Consider the following 19085-nt stretch of genomic DNA (forward strand, 5'->3'; position numbering starts at 1 on the left):
ACAGGCCACCCCACGACAGGAACGTGACGCGATGCCCCAGGTGGACCCCGAGCTGTTCGACCGTGGCCAGTTCCAGGCGGAACTGGCCCTCAAGGCGAGCCCCATCGCCGCCTTCAAGAAAGCCATCCGCCTGGCCGGCGAGGTGCTCGACAAGCGTTTTCGTGCCGGTGCCGACATCCGCCCGCTGATCGAGGCTCGCGCCTGGCTCGTCGACAATATCCTGCAACAGGCGTGGAACCAGTTCGACTGGGGCGACCAGAGCGGCATTGCCTTGGTTGCGGTGGGCGGCTACGGGCGCGGTGAACTGCACCCGCACTCGGACATCGACCTGCTGATTCTGCTAGGCGCTGCCGAGCACGAGCAGTACCGCGACGCCATCGAGCGCTTTCTTACCTTGCTGTGGGACATTGGCCTGGAAGTCGGCCAGAGCGTGCGCACCGTCGACGAGTGCGCCGAACAGGCCCGCGCCGACCTGACGGTGATCACCAACCTGATGGAAAGCCGCACCATCGCCGGCCCCGAGGCCTTGCGCCAGCGCATGCTGGAAGTCACCAGCACCGCGCACATGTGGCCGAGCAAGGAATTCTTCCTGGCCAAGCGCGCCGAACTCAAGGCCCGCCACCACAAGTACAACGACACAGAGTACAACCTCGAACCCAACGTCAAGGGTTCGCCAGGTGGCCTGCGCGACATCCAGACGGTCCTGTGGGTAGCCCGTCGCCAGTACGGGACACTGAACCTGCATGCACTGGCCGGCGAAGGCTTCTTGCTGGAAAGCGAGAACGAACTGCTGGCTTCGTCCCAGGACTTCCTCTGGAAAGTCCGTTATGCCCTGCACATGCTGGCCGGGCGCGCCGAAGACCGCCTGCTGTTCGACCACCAGCGCAGCCTCGCCACGCTGCTGGGCTACAGCGACGAAAACCCCAAGCGGGCGATCGAACAGTTCATGCAGCAGTACTACCGGGTGGTGATGAGCATCAGCCAGCTGTGCGACCTGATCATCCAGCACTTCGAAGAAGTTATCCTCGCCGACGAGGAAAGTGGCAGCACCCAGCCGCTGAACGCGCGGTTCCGCCTGCATGACGGCTATATTGAGGCCGCCAACCCGAACGTGTTCAAGCGCACGCCGTTCGCCATGCTGGAAATCTTCGTGCTGATGGCCCAACACCCCGAGATCAAGGGCGTGCGTGCCGATACCGTGCGCCTGCTGCGCGAACACCGCCACCTGATCGACGACACGTTCCGCACCGATATCCGCAATACCAGCCTGTTCATCGAGCTGTTCAAGTGCGAAATCGGCATCCACCGCAACCTGCGCCGGATGAACCGCTACGGCATTCTTGGCCGTTACCTGCCAGAGTTCGGCCTGATCGTCGGGCAGATGCAGCATGACCTGTTCCACATCTATACGGTCGATGCGCACACCCTCAACCTCATCAAGCACCTGCGCAAGCTGCAATACACGCCAGTGTCCGAGAAATTCCCGCTGGCCAGCAAGCTCATGGGGCGCCTGCCCAAACCCGAGCTGATCTACCTGGCCGGCCTGTACCACGACATCGGCAAGGGCCGCCAGGGCGACCACTCGGAAATCGGTGCAGTGGACGCGCAGAAGTTCTGCGAACGGCACCAGTTGCCGGCCTGGGACAGCCGCCTGATCGTCTGGCTGGTGCAGAACCACCTGGTGATGTCGACCACCGCTCAGCGCAAGGACTTGTCCGACCCGCAGGTGATCAATGACTTTGCCCTGCACATGGGCGACGAGACGCGCCTTGACTACCTGTACGTGCTGACCGTGGCCGACATCAACGCCACCAACCCCAGCCTGTGGAACTCGTGGCGGGCCAGCCTGCTGCGCCAGCTGTACAGCGAGACCAAGCGTGCCCTGCGCCGCGGCCTGGAAAACCCGCTGGACCGCGAAGAGCAGATTCGCCAGACCCAGTCGTCAGCGCTGGATATCCTGGTGCGCGAGGGCACCGACCCGGACGACGTCGAGCAGCTATGGGCGCAACTGGGCGATGACTATTTCCTCAAGCACACCGCCGCCGACGTGGCCTGGCACACGGATGCGATCCTGCAGCAACCGGCCGATGGCGGGCCACTGGTACTGATCAAGGAAACCACTCAGCGCGAGTTCGAAGGCGGCACGCAAATTTTCATCTATGCCCCCGACCAGCACGATTTCTTCGCCGTGACGGTGGCGGCCATGTCGCAGTTGAACCTGAACATCCACGACGCACGGATCATCACGTCCAGCAGCCAGTTCACCCTTGACACCTACATTGTGCTGGACAACGACGGTGGCTCGATCGGCGACAACCCGCAACGGGTCAAGCAGATTCGCGACGGCCTGACCGAAGCGCTGCGCAACCCTGAGGACTACCCGACCATCATCCAGCGCCGGGTACCGCGCCAACTCAAGCACTTCGACTTCCCGCCGCAAGTGACCATCCTCAACGATGCCCAGCGGCCGGTGACCATCCTCGAAATCACCGCGCCAGACCGCCCGGGCCTGCTGGCCCGGCTGGGACGGATTTTCCTGGAGTTCGACCTTTCGCTGCAAAACGCCAAGATCGCCACCCTCGGCGAGCGGGTGGAAGACGTGTTCTTCATTACCGATGCCGACAACCAGCCGCTGTCAGACCCGCAGTTGTGCAGCCGCCTGCAGGAGGCCATCGTGCAGCAACTGCAGGCCGGCCAAGGTAGCGACACCAGCCAGACCCGCGTGACCTTTTAACGATTAGACGATTGACGAGACCTTGCGCCGATGAACCATGCCTTGACCCAGCTTCAGCCCTATCCGTTCGAAAAGCTTCGTGCCCTGCTGGGCAGCGTGACGCCTGCGGCGGACAAACGCGCCATCGCCCTGTCGATCGGTGAGCCGAAGCACGAATCGCCGGCGTTCGTCGCCCAGGCCATGGCCGACAACCTCGACAAGCTGGCGGTTTATCCCAGCACCATCGGCTTGCCAGCCCTGCGCCAGGCCATCGGTCAGTGGTGCGAACGACGTTTTGGCGTGCCGACCGGCTGGCTGGACGCCGACCGCCACATCCTGCCGGTCAACGGCACCCGTGAAGCGCTGTTCGCCTTCACCCAGGCCGTGGTCAACCGCGCCGATGACGGCCTGGTGGTCAGCCCCAACCCGTTCTATCAGATCTACGAAGGCGCAGCGCTGCTGGCCGGCGCCACCCCGCACTACCTGCCGTGCCTGGAAAACAACGGTTTCAACCCGGACTTCGACGCCGTACCGGCCGAGGTGTGGAAGCGTTGCCAGATCCTGTTCCTGTGCTCGCCGGGCAACCCTACCGGTGCGCTGGTGCCGATGAACACCCTGAAGAAGCTGATTGCCCTGGCTGACGAGCACGACTTCGTGATCGCCGCCGACGAGTGCTACAGCGAGCTGTACTTCGACGAAGACGCGCCACCGCCAGGCCTGCTGACGGCATGCGCCGAGCTTGGCCGAAGCGATTTTGCGCGCTGCGTGGTGTTCCACAGCCTGTCCAAACGCTCCAACCTGCCGGGGCTGCGCTCGGGCTTCGTCGCTGGCGATGCCCGGATCATCAAGCCGTTTCTGTTGTACCGCACCTACCACGGCTGCGCGATGCCGGTACAAACCCAACTGGCCAGCATCGCCGCCTGGCAGGACGAGGCGCATGTGCGCGAGAACCGCGACCAGTACCGGGCCAAGTACGACGTCGTGCTGGATATTCTGCAGCCGGTACTGGACGTGCAGCGCCCGGACGGCAGCTTCTACCTGTGGGCCAAGGTACCGGGCGACGATGCCGAGTTCACCCGTGACCTGTTCGAAGCCCAGCATGTGACCGTGGTACCGGGGTCGTACCTGTCGCGTGAAGTGGACGGGGTGAACCCGGGTGCCGGGCGCGTGCGCATGGCACTGGTTGCACCGCTGGCCGAATGCATCGAGGCGGCGGAGCGGATTCGCGCCTTCCTGCAAAACCGCTGATCAACCCCTTCGCGGGCTCGCCCGCTCCCACAGGTACTGCGCTGATTTCAAGCTCAGCGCAGTACCTGTGGGAGCGGGCGAGCCCGCGAAGGGTCTTGATAGGGTCTACTTGACCTGCCCCAGGTTCGCCTCACTCATATCCAGCTCACCCAGTACTTGCCGCACCACCTCATCCCCCACCAGGTGCTGGCGATGCAGGTTGTAAAGCTCCAGCCGCTGCGCCCTCAGTGCACGCAAGCGCAAACGCCGCTCCAGCAAGTCCATCTGTTCGGCCAATGCCCTGGCTTCGGCACTGTCGTCATAGCTTTCCAGCTCATCCCGATACTCTGCCATCAACCGCGCCTTCAGCTCGGTCGCCAAGGTAGCCTGCGCGGCGTCTTGCGGGGCAGTGGCGTCGATTACCTCCTCTGCTTCCAAGGCATGAATCGCCGCCTCGGCCGTGCGCCGCCAGGCTTCCTGCACTTCCTGGTGCAAGCGCTCGTCCGGGCTCTTGGTGACCCCGCGCAGTAATATCGGCAGCGCGATGCAGGCGCTGATCAACGACAGCAGGATCACCCCGGCGGCAATGAAAATCAGCAAGTCCCGTTCCGGGAAGGCCTTGCCCGCCCCCATCAGCAAAGGTATCGACATCACACCGGCCAGGGTCACTGCGCCCCGCACACCGCCCAAGGTCAGCAACCAGCAGGAGCGCGCCGTGGGCATCAGCACCAGCGCCGGTTTACCGCGCCAGCGGCGCACCACACCGATCGAGCGCCAGATACTCTGCACCCAGACAAACCGCAGCAGGATCAGCGCGGCAAAGATTGCCACCACATCCAGGCAGCGGTAAGCCAAGGTCGGCCACAGGGTAGCTTCGTGGCTGACCACCGCCTTGATGATGTCCGGCAATTGCAGGCCCAACAGCAGGAAGATGAGCCCATTGAAGGCGAACTCAAGCAGCGACCAGACGCTGCGATTGAGCAAGCGGGTACTGGTCTGCCGCGGCAGCAGGTCAAGCCAGCTCTGCATCATGCCGGCAGCTACCGCCGAGAGAATGCCCGAAACACCCAGACGCTCGGCCAGCACGTAGGCGGCGAACGGCAGCAGCAGCATGAAGACCACATGGGTGGCTGGATCGTCCCAGCCGCGGGCGATCATCCAGGCACGCAAGCGGCCGACCAGCCAACTCAGGGCAACGCCCACCGCCAGGCCACCCAGCGCGACCAGGACGAAACTGAAGCTTGCATCGGCCAGCGAGAACGCCCCGGTGATCGCCGCCGCCAAGGCAAACTTGAAGGTAACCAGGCCCGATGCGTCGTTCATCAGGGCCTCCCCTTGCAGCATGTGCATCAGCGGGGTAGGCAGGCGGTCCTGAGCGATGGCCGAAACCGCCACGGCGTCGGTGGGCGACAGCACTGCTGCCAGGGCGAAGGCCACCGGCAACGGGATGCTTGGCAGCAGCCAGTGAATGAAGTAGCCGGCCCCGACGACGGTGAACAGTACCAACCCGACAGCCAGCGCCACCACAGGCCCGCGAATGCGCCACAACTCACGCTTGGGAATGCGCCAGCCGTCGGCAAAGAGCAGCGGAGGCAAGAACAGGAACAGGAACAACTCCGGGTTCAAGGCCACATGCAAGCCCAGTGTCGGCAAGGCCAGCAAAGCACCGGCGGCGATCTGCACCAACGGCAACGGCAGCGGAATCATGCGGCCGACCAGCTTCGACAGGCTGACCAACGTCAACAGAATGAGGACGGTGTAGGCGGACTGCATCCGGGAAAGCTTCCTTTGTGAGCTGAAACGATGGCAGGGCGAGGCATCGCCATTGAAACAATATGTTAGCGGCGACCGACGGTTCGGGGCCGCTGCACGATAGTCGCAGGTGACGGGTGAATATGTAACATGATGATACCCAGCAGATGTGACCGGAGCTTGCGAGTGGCGTGCCCCGTTATTGAAGACTTGAACTACAGCGATCCCGTCGTATAATCGACATTAACGAATAACGTTAAGCATTCAGGCTCATGATTCGAAGCTTTAGCTGTGCCGACACGGAAGCGCTCTTCACAACGGGAAAGACACGGCGTTGGTCAGATATCAAGTCAGTCGCGGAGCGCAAACTGGCCATGCTCGATGCCGCAACAGAGTTGCGAGACCTTAGGTCGCCACCTGGCAATCGCCTCGAGTCACTGAGCGGCAACCGCGCCGGCCAACACAGTATCCGTGTAAATGACCAATGGCGGTTGTGCTTCACCTGGACAGAACACGGGCCAGTTAACGTTGAAATTGTCGATTACCACTGAGGTGCATCATGCTCAAGAACGGTATGCGTCCAATCCATCCGGGTGAAATCCTGCGGGAGGACTTCCAGAAGGAAATGGGCTTCAGCGCCGCGGCTCTGGCCAGGGCGTTGGGTGTAGCAACGCCAACCGTCAACAACATCCTGCGCGAACGGGGCGGTGTTTCCGCCGACATGGCACTGCGTCTGTCCATCTGCCTGGACACCACCCCTGAGTTCTGGCTCAACCTGCAGACGGCCTTCGACCTGCGCACAGCCGAACAGCAACACGGCGATGAGATCATCGGGTCGGTCCAGCGCCTGGTCGCTTGAACACATCCTGATCAATAAACAGGGGCGCCACGGGCGTGGCGCCGCGAGGATCGTTCCCGCATAATCCCGCGACTGACATCGAAAAACGGAGAGATTGGGGCGACTTGTAACCCCAATGTACACAATGACCTACACGCTCTACGGCATCAAAGCTTGTGACACCATGAAAAAGGCGCGTACCTGGCTCGAAGACAACGCCATCGCCTACGAATTCCATGATTACAAAACCCAAGGCATCGACCGTGACAGCCTGAACCGCTGGTGCGCCGAACACGGCTGGGAAGTCATCCTCAATCGTGCCGGCACCACCTTCCGCAAGCTGGACGACGCCAGCAAGGCAGACCTCGACCAGGCCAAGGCCGTCGAGCTGATGCTGGCCCAGCCGTCGATGATCAAACGCCCGGTGCTCGACCTTGGCGCGCGTACCCTGGTTGGCTTCAAGCCCGACCTGTACGCCGCTGCCCTGGCCTGAGCCCATACCCTATTTCGCACGAGGTAATCACATGTCCAATACCCTGTTCAGCCTGGCCTTCGGTGTCGGCTCCCAGAACCGCCAGGGCGCCTGGCTGGAAGTGTTCTACGCACAACCGCTGCTCAACCCGAGCGCCGAACTGGTTGCTGCAGTAGCCCCTGTTCTCGGTTACGAAGGTGGCAACCAGGCCATCGCCTTCAGCAACGCCCAGGCCGCACAACTGGCCGAAGCCCTGAAAGGCGTGGACGCTGCGCAGGCCGCCCTGCTGACCCGCCTGGCAGAGAGCCACAAGCCGCTGGTCGCCACCCTGCTGGCCGAAGACGCTGCCCTGAGCTCGACCCCAGAGGCCTACCTCAAGCTGCACCTGCTGTCGCACCGCCTGGTCAAGCCGCATGGCGTAAGCCTGGCCGGTATCTTCCCGCTACTGCCGAACGTGGCCTGGACCAACCAGGGCGCGGTCGACCTGGGCGAACTGGCCGAGCTGCAACTGGAAGCACGCCTGAAGGGCGAGCTGCTGGAAGTGTTCTCGGTGGACAAGTTCCCGAAAATGACCGATTACGTGGTCCCGGCCGGCGTGCGCATCGCCGACACCGCCCGTGTGCGCCTGGGCGCCTACATCGGCGAAGGCACCACCATCATGCACGAAGGCTTCGTCAACTTTAATGCTGGCACCGAAGGCCCGGGCATGATCGAAGGCCGCGTTTCCGCTGGCGTATTCGTTGGCAAAGGTTCGGACCTGGGCGGCGGCTGCTCGACCATGGGCACCCTGTCCGGTGGCGGCAACATCGTCATCAAGGTTGGCGAGGGTTGCCTGATCGGCGCCAACGCAGGTATCGGTATTCCGCTGGGCGACCGCAACACCGTCGAAGCCGGCCTGTACATCACCGCGGGCACCAAGGTGAACCTGCTGGACGAGAACAACGAGCTGGTCAAAGTGGTCAAGGCCCGCGACCTGGCTGGTCAGACCGACCTGCTGTTCCGTCGCAACTCGCTCAATGGCGCGGTAGAGTGCAAGACCCACAAGTCGGCCATCGAGCTGAACGAAGCGCTGCACGCTCACAACTGAGAACCTTGCCGGGTTTGAGGTGTTAAGATCGGGTCTGGCGCCAATGCACCAGACCCGATTTTCATTCCAGGCCTCGCAAACATGTTCCAGCCCTCTCCCTGGCGTGCCGATTTCCCCGCCATCGCCGCCCTGCAACGGCAGCACCAGACCTACCTGGACAGCGCCGCCACCTCCCAGAAGCCGCAAGCCCTGCTCGATGCCCTGAGCCATTATTACGGCCATGGCGCGGCCAACGTGCACCGTGCCCAGCATTTGCCTGGTGCGCTGGCGACCCAGGCCTTCGAAGCCAGCCGCGACAAGGTCGGCGCCTGGCTCAATGCCGCAGACTCGCGGCAGATCGTGTTCACCCACGGCGCCACCTCGGCGCTGAACCTGCTGGCCTATGGCCTGGAGCACCGCCTGGAAGCCGGTGACGAAATTGCCGTCAGTGCCCTGGAGCACCATGCCAACCTGCTGCCCTGGCAACAGCTGGCGCACCGGCGCAACCTGCGTCTGGTGGTGCTGCCGCTGGATGCCCATGGTCATATCGACCAGGACCAGGCACTGCAACTGATCGGCCCGCGTACCCGGGTGCTCGCCGTCAGCCAGCTGTCCAACGTGCTGGGTACCTGGCAGCCGCTGCCAGCGCTACTGGCCCATGCCCGCGCCCAGGGCGCGCTGACTGTAGTCGATGGCGCCCAGGGCGTGGTGCATGGCCGCCATGACGTGCAGCAACTGGGTTGTGACTTCTATGTGTTTTCCAGCCACAAGCTGTACGGTCCGGACGGCGTCGGCGTGCTCTATGGCCGCAGCCAGGCTCTGAAGCTGTTGCGCCACTGGCAGTTCGGCGGCGAGATGGTGCAACTGGCCGAGTACCACAGCGCCAGCTTCCGCCCCGCCCCCTTGGGCTTCGAAGCGGGTACGCCGCCGATTGCCGGGGTGATCGGCCTGGGCGCGACACTGGACTACCTGGCCAGCCTCGATGCCCATGCGGTCGCAGCGCATGAAGCCAGCCTGCACCAGCACCTGCTGCGCGGCCTGGGCGACCGCGAGGGCGTGCGGGTGTTGGGCGCACCGCAGACGGCCCTGGCCAGTTTCGTCATCGAGGGCGTGCACAACGCCGATATCGCCCACCTGCTGACTGAACAGGGCATTGCCGTGCGCGCCGGTCACCACTGTGCCATGCCACTGCTGAAGGGGATGGGGCTGGAGGGCGCGATACGGGTGTCACTGGGTTTGTACAACGATAGCGATGACTTGCAGCGTTTCTTCGACGCGCTGGACCAAGGCCTGGAGCTGTTGCGATGAGCCTGCCGGAACAGGCGCAGCAAGCGCTGGAAGCTTTTCAACAGGGCAAAGGCTGGGAACAGCGTGCGCGGCTGCTGATGCAGTGGGGTGAACGGCTGGACCCGCTGGATGACGCCGAAAAGACCGAGGCCAACCGGGTACACGGCTGCGAAAGCCTGGTGTGGCTGGTGGCCGAGCAGATCGAGGGCGTGTGGCGGTTCAAGGCCAGCAGTGATGCCCGCTTGTTGCGCGGGCTGCTGGCGCTGTTGTTGGTGCGGGTGCAGGGACTGGCCAGTGACGAGCTGGCCGGGATTGATCTGCGCGAGTGGTTTACCCAGCTCGGGCTGGAACGCCAATTGTCGCCGTCGCGCAGCAATGGGCTGCATGCGGTGTTGCAGCGGATGGCGGAGTTGGCGTCCAACCGCTGAATCGGCGCCGGTTTCTTCGCGGGCCTGCCCGCTCCCACAGGTACGGCATCATGCTTGAGAGAGATGCAGTACCTGTAGCGGGCAGGCCGCGAAAAAGCCCACGCGGTCTATTCAGGCTTGACCCGTTCCGACGGCCGGCGCGCTCCAGCCACCAGTTTTTCTATCGCCTTGCTCGCCGCCACCATGCCAAAGGTCGCGGTCACCATCATCACCGCTCCAAAACCACCCGAGCAGTCCAGACGCACGCCCTCACCGACAAAACTCTTCTGCAGGCAAACGCTGCCATCACCCTTGGGGTAACGCAGCTGTTCACTGGAGAACACGCACGGCACGCCATAGTTGCGGCTGACGTTACGCGAGAAGTTGTAGTCGCGGCGCAGGGTGGAGCGTACCCGCGAGGCCAGCGGGTCGTTGAAGGTCTTGTTCAGGTCGGCGATCTGGATCTGCGTCGGGTCGATCTGCCCGCCCGCGCCACCGGTAGTGACAATGGCAATCTTGCGCCGCCGACACCAGGCGATCAGCGCCGCCTTGGCCATGACGCTGTCGATGCAGTCGATCACGCAGTCAAGGTGCTCGGTGATGTATTCGGCCATGGTCTCGCGGGTGACGAAGTCGGCCACCGCATGCACCGTGCACCCCGGGTTGATCGCCCGCAGGCGCTCGGCCATGACCTCGACCTTGGGCCGCCCTACCTGCCCTTCCAGCGCATGGGCCTGGCGGTTGGTGTTACTGACACAGACATCGTCCAGGTCGAACAGGGTAATCTCGCCCACGCCGCTGCGGGCCAGCGCTTCGGCCACCCACGAGCCCACCCCGCCAATACCGACCACGCCCACATGGGCCTGGCCCAGCCGTTGCAGCCCTTGGTCGCCATACAACCGGGCAACGCCGGCAAAGCGTGGATCTTCTGTGCTCATGTTCATACCCCAAAAAACCGGCGCGCATTATATGCCAGTGGACCCATGGCCTGCATCGTTAGGAAAGAGACTGCCAACCCTGCTTTAATGCCCTATCACTTCGACATGAATGGACGACGATGTCTTCACGTAAATTCGGCCTGAACCTGGTAGTCGTGCTGGCCATCGCCGCACTGTTCACCGGGTTCTGGGCACTGATCAACCGCCCGGTCTCCGCCCCCGCCTGGCCAGAACAGATCTCTGGCTTTTCGTATTCGCCGTTCCGCCTGGGCGAAAGCCCACAGAAGGGTCAGTATCCCACTGACGACGAAATGCGCCAGGACCTGGAGCAGTTGAGCAAACTGACCGACAGCATCCGTATCTATACCGTGGAGGGCACCCAGGCCGACATCCCGCGCCTGGCTGAGGAGTTGGGCCTGCGGGTAACGCTGGGGATATGGATCAGCCCGGACCTGGAGCGCAACGAGCGCGAAATCGCCACGGCCATCCAGCTGGCCAACACTTCGCGCAGCGTGGTGCGGGTGGTGGTCGGCAACGAGGCGCTGTTCCGTGAAGAAGTCACACCGGAAAACCTGATCAAATACCTGGACCGGGTACGCGCAGCTGTAAAGGTGCCCGTAACCACCAGTGAACAATGGCATATCTGGAAGGAACACCCCGAGCTGGCCAGGCACGTCGACCTGATTGCCGCGCACATCCTGCCCTACTGGGAGTTCGTGCCGATGAAGGATTCGGTCCAGTTCGTCCTCGACCGCGCCCGCGAACTGAAGCGCCAGTTCCCGCGCAAACCGCTGCTGCTGTCGGAAGTCGGCTGGCCGAGCAACGGCCGCATGCGCGGTGGTGCCGATGCCACACAGGCCGACCAGGCCATCTACTTGCGCACCCTGGTCAACACCCTCAACCGCCGTGGCTACAACTACTTTGTCATTGAAGCCTATGACCAACCCTGGAAGGCCAGCGACGAAGGCTCGGTAGGCGCCTACTGGGGCGTGTACAACGCCGAGCGCAAACAGAAGTTCAACTTCGACGGCCCCGTGGTGGCGATCCCGCAGTGGCGGGCCCTGGCAGTGGCGTCGGTGGTGCTGGCAATGATCGCCCTGACGGTGCTGTTCATCGATGGCTCGGCCCTGCGCCAGCGTGGCCGGACCTTCCTGACGTTCATCACCTTCCTGTGCGGGTCGGTGCTGGTGTGGATCGCCTACGACTATAGCCAGCAATACAGCACCTGGTTCAGCCTGACCGTGGGCGTGCTGCTGGCCCTCGGCGCGCTGGGCGTGTTCATCGTGCTGCTCACCGAGGCCCACGAACTGGCCGAGGCGGTATGGATACACAAGCGCCGCCGCGAGTTCCTGCCCGTGCAGGCCGACAGTGCCTACCGGCCCAAGGTTTCGGTGCATGTGCCGTGCTACAACGAGCCACCTGAGATGGTGAAACAAACCCTCGACGCCCTGGCCGCCCTGGACTACCCCGACTACGAAGTGCTGGTGATCGACAACAACACCAAGGACCCGGCTGTGTGGGAGCCGCTCAAGGCCCACTGCGAGAAGCTTGGCGAGCGCTTCAAGTTCTTCCACGTCGCGCCTCTGGCCGGCTTCAAGGGTGGCGCGCTGAACTACCTGATCCCGCATACGGCCAAGGACGCCGAAGTGATCGCGGTAATCGACTCGGACTACTGCGTCGACCGCAACTGGCTCAAGCACATGGTGCCGCACTTCGCCGACCCGAAAATTGCCGTGGTGCAGTCACCGCAGGATTACCGCGACCAGCACGAAAGCGCCTTCAAGAAGCTGTGCTACAGCGAATACAAGGGCTTCTTCCACATCGGTATGGTCACCCGCAACGACCGTGACGCGATCATCCAGCACGGCACCATGACCATGACCCGGCGCAGTGTGCTGGAAGAACTGGGCTGGGCCGAGTGGTGCATCTGCGAGGACGCCGAACTGGGCCTGCGCGTCTTCGAGAAAGGCCTGTCCGCCGCCTACGCCCACAACAGCTACGGCAAGGGCCTGATGCCTGACACCTTCATCGACTTCAAGAAGCAACGCTTCCGCTGGGCCTACGGCGCCATCCAGATCATCAAGCACCACGCCAGCGCACTGCTGCGCGGCAAAGGCAGCCAGCTGACGAGTGGCCAGCGCTACCACTTCCTGGCCGGCTGGCTACCGTGGATCGCCGACGGCATGAACATCTTCTTCACCATCGGCGCGCTGTTGTGGTCGGCGGCGATGATCATCGTGCCGCATCGGGTCGACCCGCCACTGATGATCTTCGCCATCCCGCCGCTGGCGCTGTTCTTCTTCAAGGTGGGCAAGATCGTCTTCCTGTACCGCCGAGCGGTGGGGGTGAACCTCAAGGATGCCTTTGCAGCTGCGCTGGCCGGGCTGGCACTGTCGCACACCATCGCCAAGGCGGTCCTGTATGGTTTCTTCACCAGCAGCATGCCGTTCTTCCGCACGCCGAAGAATGCTGACAGCCATGGGTTGCTGGTGGCGATTTCCGAAGCGCGTGAAGAGCTGTTCATCATGGTGCTGCTGTGGGGCGCGGCGCTGGGTATCTACCTGGTTCAGGGGCTGCCGAGCTCGGACATGCGCTTCTGGGTGGCGATGTTGCTGGTGCAGTCGTTGCCATATGTGGCAGCGCTGGTGATGGCATTCTTGTCGTCGCTGCCCAAGCCCGCAGAAAAGGCTGCCGAAGCGCAGCAGGCTTGAAGTTGCCTGGGCTGACCTGTGCAGCCCATTCGCGGGCACGCCCGCTCCCACAGGCCTGGCACAGGCATTCAGAGCTGTGCGGTACCTGGTGGAGCGGGCGTGCCCGCGAATGGGCCGTGCTGCCCGAAACCATTTGATATAAGATAACGCCCCTCAGATTTCCCCGCCTTGCCTTGCCCCGGAGTCCCCCATGACGGCCCCTGCCGAGCTCTCGCCCACCCTTCAACTGGCCTGCGACCTGATCCGTCGTCCCTCGGTCACCCCCGTCGACGCCGATTGCCAGGCGCAGATGATGAAACGCCTGGGTGCCGTAGGCTTCCAGCTGGAGCCGATGCGTATTGAAGACGTCGACAACTTCTGGGCGACCCACGGCAGCCAGGAAGGTCCGGTACTGTGCTTTGCCGGCCACACCGACGTGGTGCCCACCGGCCCGGTCCAGCAATGGCAGCATGAACCCTTCGAGGCGCTGATCGACGCCGACGGCATGCTCTGCGGCCGTGGCGCCGCCGACATGAAGGGCAGCCTGGCGTCCATGGTTATCGCCAGCGAGCGCTTCGTGCAGGACTACCCGAACCACCGCGGCAAGGTCGCGTTTCTGATCACCAGCGACGAGGAAGGCCCGGCCCACCACGGTACCAAGGCGGTGGTCGAGCGCCTGAAAGCGCGCAACGAGCGCCTGGACTGGTGCATCGTCGGCGAACCGTCCAGCACCACATTGCTGGGTGACGTGGTCAAGAACGGTCGCCGTGGTTCGCTGGGCGCCAAGCTGACCATACGCGGCAAGCAGGGCCATGTGGCCTACCCGCACCTGGCGCGCAACCCGATTCACCTGGCCGCCCCGGCCCTGGCGGAACTGGCTGCCGAGCACTGGGACGAAGGCAATGCGTTCTTCCCGCCAACCAGCTTCCAGATCTCCAACGTCAATTCCGGCACCGGTGCCACCAACGTGGTCCCGGGCGAGCTGACCGCGCTGTTCAACTTCCGCTTCTCTACCGAGTCCACCGTCGAAGGCCTGCAGGCCCGAGTGTCGGCGATTCTCGACAAGCATGAACTGGACTGGTCGGTCGACTGGGCGCTGTCGGGCCTGCCGTTCCTGACCGAGCCAGGCGAGCTGCTCGACGCCGTGGCGGCCAGCATCAAGGGCGTCACCGGTCGCGATACCCAGCCCTCCACCAGCGGCGGCACCTCCGATGGCCGCTTCATCGCAACCATGGGCACCCAGGTGGTCGAACTCGGCCCGGTCAACGCTACGATCCACCAGGTTGACGAGCGGATCCTTGCCAGTGACCTCGATCTGCTGACCGAAATCTACTACCAGACCCTGGTCCGGTTGCTCGCCTGATGCTTGCCTGCCCGCTTTGCCAAGCGCCGCTGAGCCGGCTCGACAATGGTGTGGTGTGCCCAGCCGGCCACCGCTTCGACCGCGCCCGCCAGGGTTACCTGAACCTGCTGCCGGTGCAGCACAAGAACAGTCGCGACCCCGGTGACAACCAGGCCATGGTCGAGGCCCGCCGCGACTTTCTCGACGCCGGCCATTACGCGCCAGTCGCCCGCCGCCTGGCCGAGTTGGCCGCCGAGCGCCAGCCTGGCGCCTGGCTGGACATCGGCTGCGGCGAGGGTTACTACACTGCACAGATCGCCCAGGCCTTGCCGGCCGCCGACGGCTATGCGCTGGACATCTCCCGCGAAGCGGTCAAGCGTGCCTGCCGCCGAGCACCGGCGGTCACCTGGATGGTCGCCAGCATGGCCCGCGTGCCGCTGACCGACGCCAGTTGCCAGTTCATCGCCAGCGTTTTCAGCCCGCTGGACTGGGCCGAGGCCAAGCGTTTGCTCAGCCCCGGCGGCGGCCTGATGCGGGTCGGTCCGACCAGCGGCCACCTGATGGAACTGCGTGAAGTGCTCTACGATGAAGTACGCCCTTACGCCGACGACAAGCACCTGGCCCTGGTCCCTGAAGGCATGGCCCATGCCCACAGCGAAACCCTCGAGTTCCGCCTGAGCCTGGCCGCGCCCAAGGCCCGCGCCGACCTGCTGGCCATGACCCCACACGGCTGGCGCGCCAGCGCCGAAAAACGGGCCCGGGTGATCGACCAGCCCGAGCCGTTCGAGGTCACGGTTTCCATGCGTTATGACTATTTCGTGCGCCAAGACTGAGCACATCCGGAGCCCTTATGCGTCAACCTGATATCGAGATCTACCTGAAGGACGCCGACGTCGACCACAAGCAGATTGCCGAGTGGCTTGCCCAGGCAATCGGCCCGTGCACTGAATGGAAGCAGAAAGGCCAGACCTTCAAATGCCTGGCCGGTAACATTCCGGTCACTTGGTTACCCAAGGCTGTAGGGAAATGGAACAGCCTGTACCTGGAAAGCGACCAGACGCCGTGGGCCGATGATGTTGCCTGCGCCCGCGCCGCATTTGCCGCGCTGGGTGTGGAAGTGCGCTGCGCGCCGGGTGGCTGGGTTGAGGAAGACGGGGAAGAAGATGCCGACCGCTGGGTCCGCATCAGCGCCGACGGTGAAGAGGAGATCACCTGGCGTACATCATGAAACGGCAGCCTTGCTCGTTTCTGTAGGAGCGGGTTTACCCGCGAACACGGGCTATGCCCGTGGCAGCCACCTCGGTGGCTGCTTCGCGGGCAAGCCCGCTCCTACGGTTTGAAACCAGAGGCTCAGAGGCCCACTACGTCTTCGGCTTGCAGGCCTTTCTGGCCCTGCACGCAGGCGTACTCCACCCGCTGCCCTTCGACCAGGGTACGATGCCCCTCACCGCGAATCGCCCGATAGTGGACGAACACATCCGCACCACCTTCGCGCTGAATGAAGCCATAACCCTTGGCATCGTTGAACCACTTTACATTCCCAGTCTCACGAGACGACATCTGAACTACTCCGGATTTTTATTGTGAAGATCGCCTTGCAGGCATGAGGTCACCTGCCCCATGCCAACGCCGCTTGCCGAAATATCCTGCAAGTGGCAGGCCGAGTATATGACACAGAACAAAAAAAATTGATGACGGCCCCGCTGTTGGCCGAATTTTGCTGAACTTACGCCGATACGGCAGACTAAATAGCAGGATACTCACCTGATAATCACACCCAGGGCACACACCCCATGACCCGTTCCCCCTTGCGCCGCCTGATTTTCGGCGGCCTGCGTCGCCTGTTGTACCTGTGGGTGCGCTCCGAGACCATCAACCAGTCTTCCATGACCCTCAACCTTGACCGCAGCCGGCCGGTGTTCTACGCACTGCCCTCGCCCGCGCTCACCGACCTGGCCGTGCTTGACCACGAGTGCACCAAGGCGGGGCTGCCGCGCCCGGTGCTGCCGGTAGCCGTCGGTCAACTGCAGGAACCCGCCGCGTTCTTCTACCTGACCCCCGACCCGGACTGGCTCGGCCGCCAGGACAAAAGAGGCGCCCCGCCAACGCTCGAGCGCCTGGTGGCTGCCGTCAGCCAGCATGCCGAAGAAGATGCGCAGATCATTCCTGTCAGCGTGTTCTGGGGCCAGACCCCTGCCAGCGAGTCCAGCCCCTGGAAGCTGCTGTTCGCCGACAGCTGGGCGGTAACCGGGCGCCTGCGCCGGCTGCTGACCGTACTGATCCTCGGGCGCAAGACCCGGGTACAGTTCTCCGCGCCAATCCACCTGCGCGAACTGGTGCAGCACAACAAAGGTCACGAGCGCACCGTGCGCATGGCACAGCGCCTGATGCGCGTGCACTTTCGCAACCTCAAGACGGCGGTCATCGGCCCGGACATCTCGCACCGACGCACCCTGGTCAAAGGCTTGGTCCATGCCCCGCAAGTGCGCCAGGCGATTGCCGACGAAGCACAGCGCGAGAACCTGCCGCTGGCCAAAGCCGAGGCCCAGGCACTGCGCTATGGCAACGAGATAGCCTCGGACTACACCTATACCGCCATCCGCTTCCTCGAAGTGGTGCTCAGCTGGTTCTGGAACAAGATCTACGACGGCATCAAGGTCAACCACATCGAACAGGTGCAGGGTATCGCCCCTGGCCATGAAGTGATCTATGTGCCGTGCCACCGCAGCCACATCGACTACCTGCTGCTATCGTACCTGCTGTTCCGCAACGGCCTCACTCCGCCGCACGTGGCTGCAGGCATCAACCTCAACATGCCGGTGGTGGGTAACCTGCTACGCCGTGGTGGCGCCTTCTTCATGCGCCGCACGTTCAAGGGCAACCCGCTTTACACGGCGGTGTTCAATGAGTACCTGCATACCCTGTACACCAAGGGCTTCCCGGTCGAGTACTTCGTCGAAGGCGGCCGCTCGCGCACCGGGCGCATGTTGCAGCCGCGCACCGGGATGCTGGCCATTACCCTGCGCAGCTTCCTGCGTTCGTCGCGTACGCCAATCGTGTTCGTGCCGGTGTACATCGGCTACGAGCGCGTGCTTGAAGGCCGTACCTACCTGGGCGAACTGCGCGGCGCCAGCAAGAAGAAGGAGTCGGTGTTCGACATCTTCAAGGTGTTCGGCGCACTCAAGCAGCGCTTTGGCCAGGTCTACGTGAACTTCGGCGAGCCCATCCGCCTGGCTGGCTTCCTCGACCAGCAGCAGCCCGGCTGGCGGGAACAGGATCACGGTCCGCAGTACCGTCCGGACTGGCTCAACGCCACCACCGCCCGCCTTGGAGAAACCGTGGCCCGTCACCTCAACGAGGCGGCCGCCATCAACCCGGTCAACCTGGTGGCCCTGGCACTGCTGTCCACCAGCCGCCTTGCCCTGGACGAACGCGCCCTGACCCGCGTACTCGACCTGTACCTGGCGCTGCTGCGCCAAGTGCCCTACTCGCCCCACACCACCCTGCCCGAGGGCGACGGCCAGGCATTGATCGAACATGTACGCAGCATGAACCTGGTGGCCGAGCAGAAGGACGCCCTGGGCCGCATCCTCTATCTGGATGAAGGCAATGCGGTACTGATGACCTATTACCGCAACAACGTGCTGCACATCTTCGCCCTGCCGGCGCTGCTGGCCAGCTTCTTCCTCAGCAGTTCACGCATGAGCCGTGAACTGCTGGGCCAGTATGTGCACGCGCTGTACCCGTACCTGCAGGCCGAACTGTTCCTGCGCTGGACGCCAGAACAGCTGGACGAGGTAATCGACCAATGGCTGGTCGCGCTGGTGGAACAGGGCCTGCTGCGCCAGGACAACGACCTGTACGTGCGCCCGGCGCCCAGTTCGCGGCAGTTCGTGTTGCTGACCCTGCTCGCCCGCACCATCACCCAGACCCTGCAGCGCTTTTACATGGCCACCTCGCTGCTGATCAACAGCGGGCAGAACAGCCTGAGCGCCGAAGCGCTGGAAGACTTGTGCGTGATGATGGCCCAGCGCCTGTCGATCCTGCATGGTTTGAACGCGCCGGAGTTCTTCGACAAGACGCTGTTCCGCCACTTCATCCAGACCTTGCTCGAGCAAGGCGTGCTGCACGCCGACGCGCAAGGCAAGCTGGGTTATCAGGACAAGCTCGGCGAGCTGGCCGAGGGCGTGGCCAAGCGTGTGCTGTCGGCCGAGCTGCGCCTGTCGATCCGCCAGGTGGCCCTGCACCGTGACGACGGGCTGGAAACTTCGGCACTCTAACGGTTCATCGGTCGGGAAAATCCGCTAAAGTCCCTGGGGTTGGCCACAAGCCAGCTCCAAGGACACCGGAGAT

General features: G+C 63.5%; 16 protein-coding genes. 13 read left to right on the forward strand and 3 right to left on the reverse strand.

Features of this window, described 5'->3' with window-relative positions; genetic code table 11:
• Positions 1-31: 31 nt before the first annotated feature.
• Both INQ47_RS07640 and dapC read left to right on the forward strand, forming a co-directional pair.
• Positions 32-2734: a [protein-PII] uridylyltransferase gene (locus tag INQ47_RS07640; RefSeq protein ID WP_404701440.1), complete on the forward strand. Its 2703-nt coding sequence runs from the start codon at positions 32-34 to the stop codon at positions 2732-2734.
• A 30-nt stretch (positions 2735-2764) separates the two neighbouring features.
• Positions 2765-3961, forward strand: coding sequence for a succinyldiaminopimelate transaminase (dapC, locus tag INQ47_RS07645; protein ID WP_404701441.1), 1197 nt, complete (start codon positions 2765-2767; stop codon positions 3959-3961).
• A gap of 105 nt (positions 3962-4066) precedes the next feature.
• On the opposite strand, the gene INQ47_RS07650 is transcribed toward dapC, so the two are convergent.
• Complete coding sequence (locus INQ47_RS07650) at positions 4067-5713, reverse strand: Na+/H+ antiporter (protein WP_103443828.1); 1647 nt, start codon at positions 5711-5713, stop codon at positions 4067-4069.
• Positions 5714-5964: 251 nt separating this feature from the next.
• Between INQ47_RS07650 and graT the strand changes: the two genes are divergently transcribed.
• From graT to INQ47_RS07680, 6 genes are all read left to right on the forward strand, one after another.
• Positions 5965-6243 (forward strand): type II toxin-antitoxin system toxin GraT, encoded by a 279-nt coding sequence (gene graT / locus INQ47_RS07655; RefSeq protein WP_176682753.1) that lies wholly within the window; start codon positions 5965-5967, stop codon positions 6241-6243.
• An 8-nt stretch (positions 6244-6251) separates the two neighbouring features.
• Entirely contained in the window at positions 6252-6551 is a 300-nt protein-coding gene (gene graA / locus INQ47_RS07660; RefSeq protein ID WP_003252274.1) for a type II toxin-antitoxin system antitoxin GraA, read from the forward strand.
• Between the two features lie 124 nt (positions 6552-6675).
• A complete protein-coding gene (locus INQ47_RS07665; RefSeq protein ID WP_180689362.1) occupies positions 6676-7023 on the forward strand; it encodes an ArsC family reductase in 348 nt (115 codons plus the stop codon).
• 31 nt (positions 7024-7054) lie between these two features.
• Positions 7055-8089, forward strand: coding sequence for a 2,3,4,5-tetrahydropyridine-2,6-dicarboxylate N-succinyltransferase (gene dapD / locus INQ47_RS07670; RefSeq protein WP_004574732.1), 1035 nt, complete (start codon positions 7055-7057; stop codon positions 8087-8089).
• Positions 8090-8170: 81 nt separating this feature from the next.
• Positions 8171-9376 carry a cysteine desulfurase gene (locus INQ47_RS07675; protein ID WP_404701442.1) on the forward strand — a complete coding sequence of 402 codons (1206 nt, stop codon included), beginning with the start codon at positions 8171-8173 and terminating at the stop codon, positions 9374-9376.
• Positions 9373-9783, forward strand: a complete 411-nt coding sequence (locus INQ47_RS07680; RefSeq protein ID WP_404701443.1) for a SufE family protein — start codon at positions 9373-9375, stop codon at positions 9781-9783. Before INQ47_RS07675 ends, INQ47_RS07680 begins: the two co-directional genes overlap by 4 nt.
• Before the next feature lie 107 nt (positions 9784-9890).
• On the opposite strand, the gene tcdA is transcribed toward INQ47_RS07680, so the two are convergent.
• Positions 9891-10700: a tRNA cyclic N6-threonylcarbamoyladenosine(37) synthase TcdA gene (gene tcdA / locus INQ47_RS07685; RefSeq protein WP_176682749.1), complete on the reverse strand. Its 810-nt coding sequence runs from the start codon at positions 10698-10700 to the stop codon at positions 9891-9893.
• Positions 10701-10819: 119 nt separating this feature from the next.
• On the opposite strand from tcdA, the gene INQ47_RS07690 reads away from it, so the two are divergent.
• From INQ47_RS07690 to INQ47_RS07705, 4 genes are all read left to right on the forward strand, one after another.
• Entirely contained in the window at positions 10820-13411 is a 2592-nt protein-coding gene (locus INQ47_RS07690) for a glycosyltransferase (RefSeq protein WP_252460200.1), read from the forward strand.
• A 190-nt stretch (positions 13412-13601) separates the two neighbouring features.
• On the forward strand, positions 13602-14753 hold the full coding sequence (dapE, locus tag INQ47_RS07695) for a succinyl-diaminopimelate desuccinylase (RefSeq protein ID WP_252460201.1): 1152 nt from the start codon (positions 13602-13604) through the stop codon (positions 14751-14753).
• Positions 14753-15565, forward strand: coding sequence for a putative RNA methyltransferase (locus INQ47_RS07700; protein WP_003252259.1), 813 nt, complete (start codon positions 14753-14755; stop codon positions 15563-15565). The genes dapE and INQ47_RS07700 overlap by 1 nt, the downstream gene beginning before the upstream one ends.
• 17 nt (positions 15566-15582) lie before the next feature.
• Positions 15583-15960: a hypothetical protein gene (locus tag INQ47_RS07705; protein WP_252460203.1), complete on the forward strand. Its 378-nt coding sequence runs from the start codon at positions 15583-15585 to the stop codon at positions 15958-15960.
• A 122-nt stretch (positions 15961-16082) separates the two neighbouring features.
• Here the strand turns inward: INQ47_RS07705 and INQ47_RS07710 are convergent, their stop codons facing one another.
• Positions 16083-16292, reverse strand: coding sequence for a cold-shock protein (locus tag INQ47_RS07710; protein WP_003252255.1), 210 nt, complete (start codon positions 16290-16292; stop codon positions 16083-16085).
• Positions 16293-16525: 233 nt separating this feature from the next.
• Here INQ47_RS07710 and plsB point away from each other — a divergent pair, with 233 nt between their 5' ends.
• Complete coding sequence (gene plsB, locus INQ47_RS07715; RefSeq protein WP_252460205.1) at positions 16526-19012, forward strand: glycerol-3-phosphate 1-O-acyltransferase PlsB; 2487 nt, start codon at positions 16526-16528, stop codon at positions 19010-19012.
• Positions 19013-19085: the final 73 nt, after the last annotated feature.

This window comes from Pseudomonas sp. 3HC3 (assembly GCF_044904505.1).
In the GTDB taxonomy this organism is placed as follows: domain Bacteria; phylum Pseudomonadota; class Gammaproteobacteria; order Pseudomonadales; family Pseudomonadaceae; genus Aquipseudomonas; species Aquipseudomonas putida_Y.

Coding starts and splice junctions, on each gene's coding strand:
- INQ47_RS07640 (WP_404701440.1), top strand. CDS start 32: ATGCCCCAGGTGGACCCCGAGCTGTTCGACCGTGGCCAGTTCCAGGCG.
- dapC (WP_404701441.1), top strand. CDS start 2,765: ATGAACCATGCCTTGACCCAGCTTCAGCCCTATCCGTTCGAAAAGCTT.
- INQ47_RS07650 (WP_103443828.1), bottom strand. CDS start 5,713: ATGCAGTCCGCCTACACCGTCCTCATTCTGTTGACGTTGGTCAGCCTG.
- graT (WP_176682753.1), top strand. CDS start 5,965: ATGATTCGAAGCTTTAGCTGTGCCGACACGGAAGCGCTCTTCACAACG.
- graA (WP_003252274.1), top strand. CDS start 6,252: ATGCTCAAGAACGGTATGCGTCCAATCCATCCGGGTGAAATCCTGCGG.
- INQ47_RS07665 (WP_180689362.1), top strand. CDS start 6,676: ATGACCTACACGCTCTACGGCATCAAAGCTTGTGACACCATGAAAAAG.
- dapD (WP_004574732.1), top strand. CDS start 7,055: ATGTCCAATACCCTGTTCAGCCTGGCCTTCGGTGTCGGCTCCCAGAAC.
- INQ47_RS07675 (WP_404701442.1), top strand. CDS start 8,171: ATGTTCCAGCCCTCTCCCTGGCGTGCCGATTTCCCCGCCATCGCCGCC.
- INQ47_RS07680 (WP_404701443.1), top strand. CDS start 9,373: ATGAGCCTGCCGGAACAGGCGCAGCAAGCGCTGGAAGCTTTTCAACAG.
- tcdA (WP_176682749.1), bottom strand. CDS start 10,700: ATGAGCACAGAAGATCCACGCTTTGCCGGCGTTGCCCGGTTGTATGGC.
- INQ47_RS07690 (WP_252460200.1), top strand. CDS start 10,820: ATGTCTTCACGTAAATTCGGCCTGAACCTGGTAGTCGTGCTGGCCATC.
- dapE (WP_252460201.1), top strand. CDS start 13,602: ATGACGGCCCCTGCCGAGCTCTCGCCCACCCTTCAACTGGCCTGCGAC.
- INQ47_RS07700 (WP_003252259.1), top strand. CDS start 14,753: ATGCTTGCCTGCCCGCTTTGCCAAGCGCCGCTGAGCCGGCTCGACAAT.
- INQ47_RS07705 (WP_252460203.1), top strand. CDS start 15,583: ATGCGTCAACCTGATATCGAGATCTACCTGAAGGACGCCGACGTCGAC.
- INQ47_RS07710 (WP_003252255.1), bottom strand. CDS start 16,292: ATGTCGTCTCGTGAGACTGGGAATGTAAAGTGGTTCAACGATGCCAAG.
- plsB (WP_252460205.1), top strand. CDS start 16,526: ATGACCCGTTCCCCCTTGCGCCGCCTGATTTTCGGCGGCCTGCGTCGC.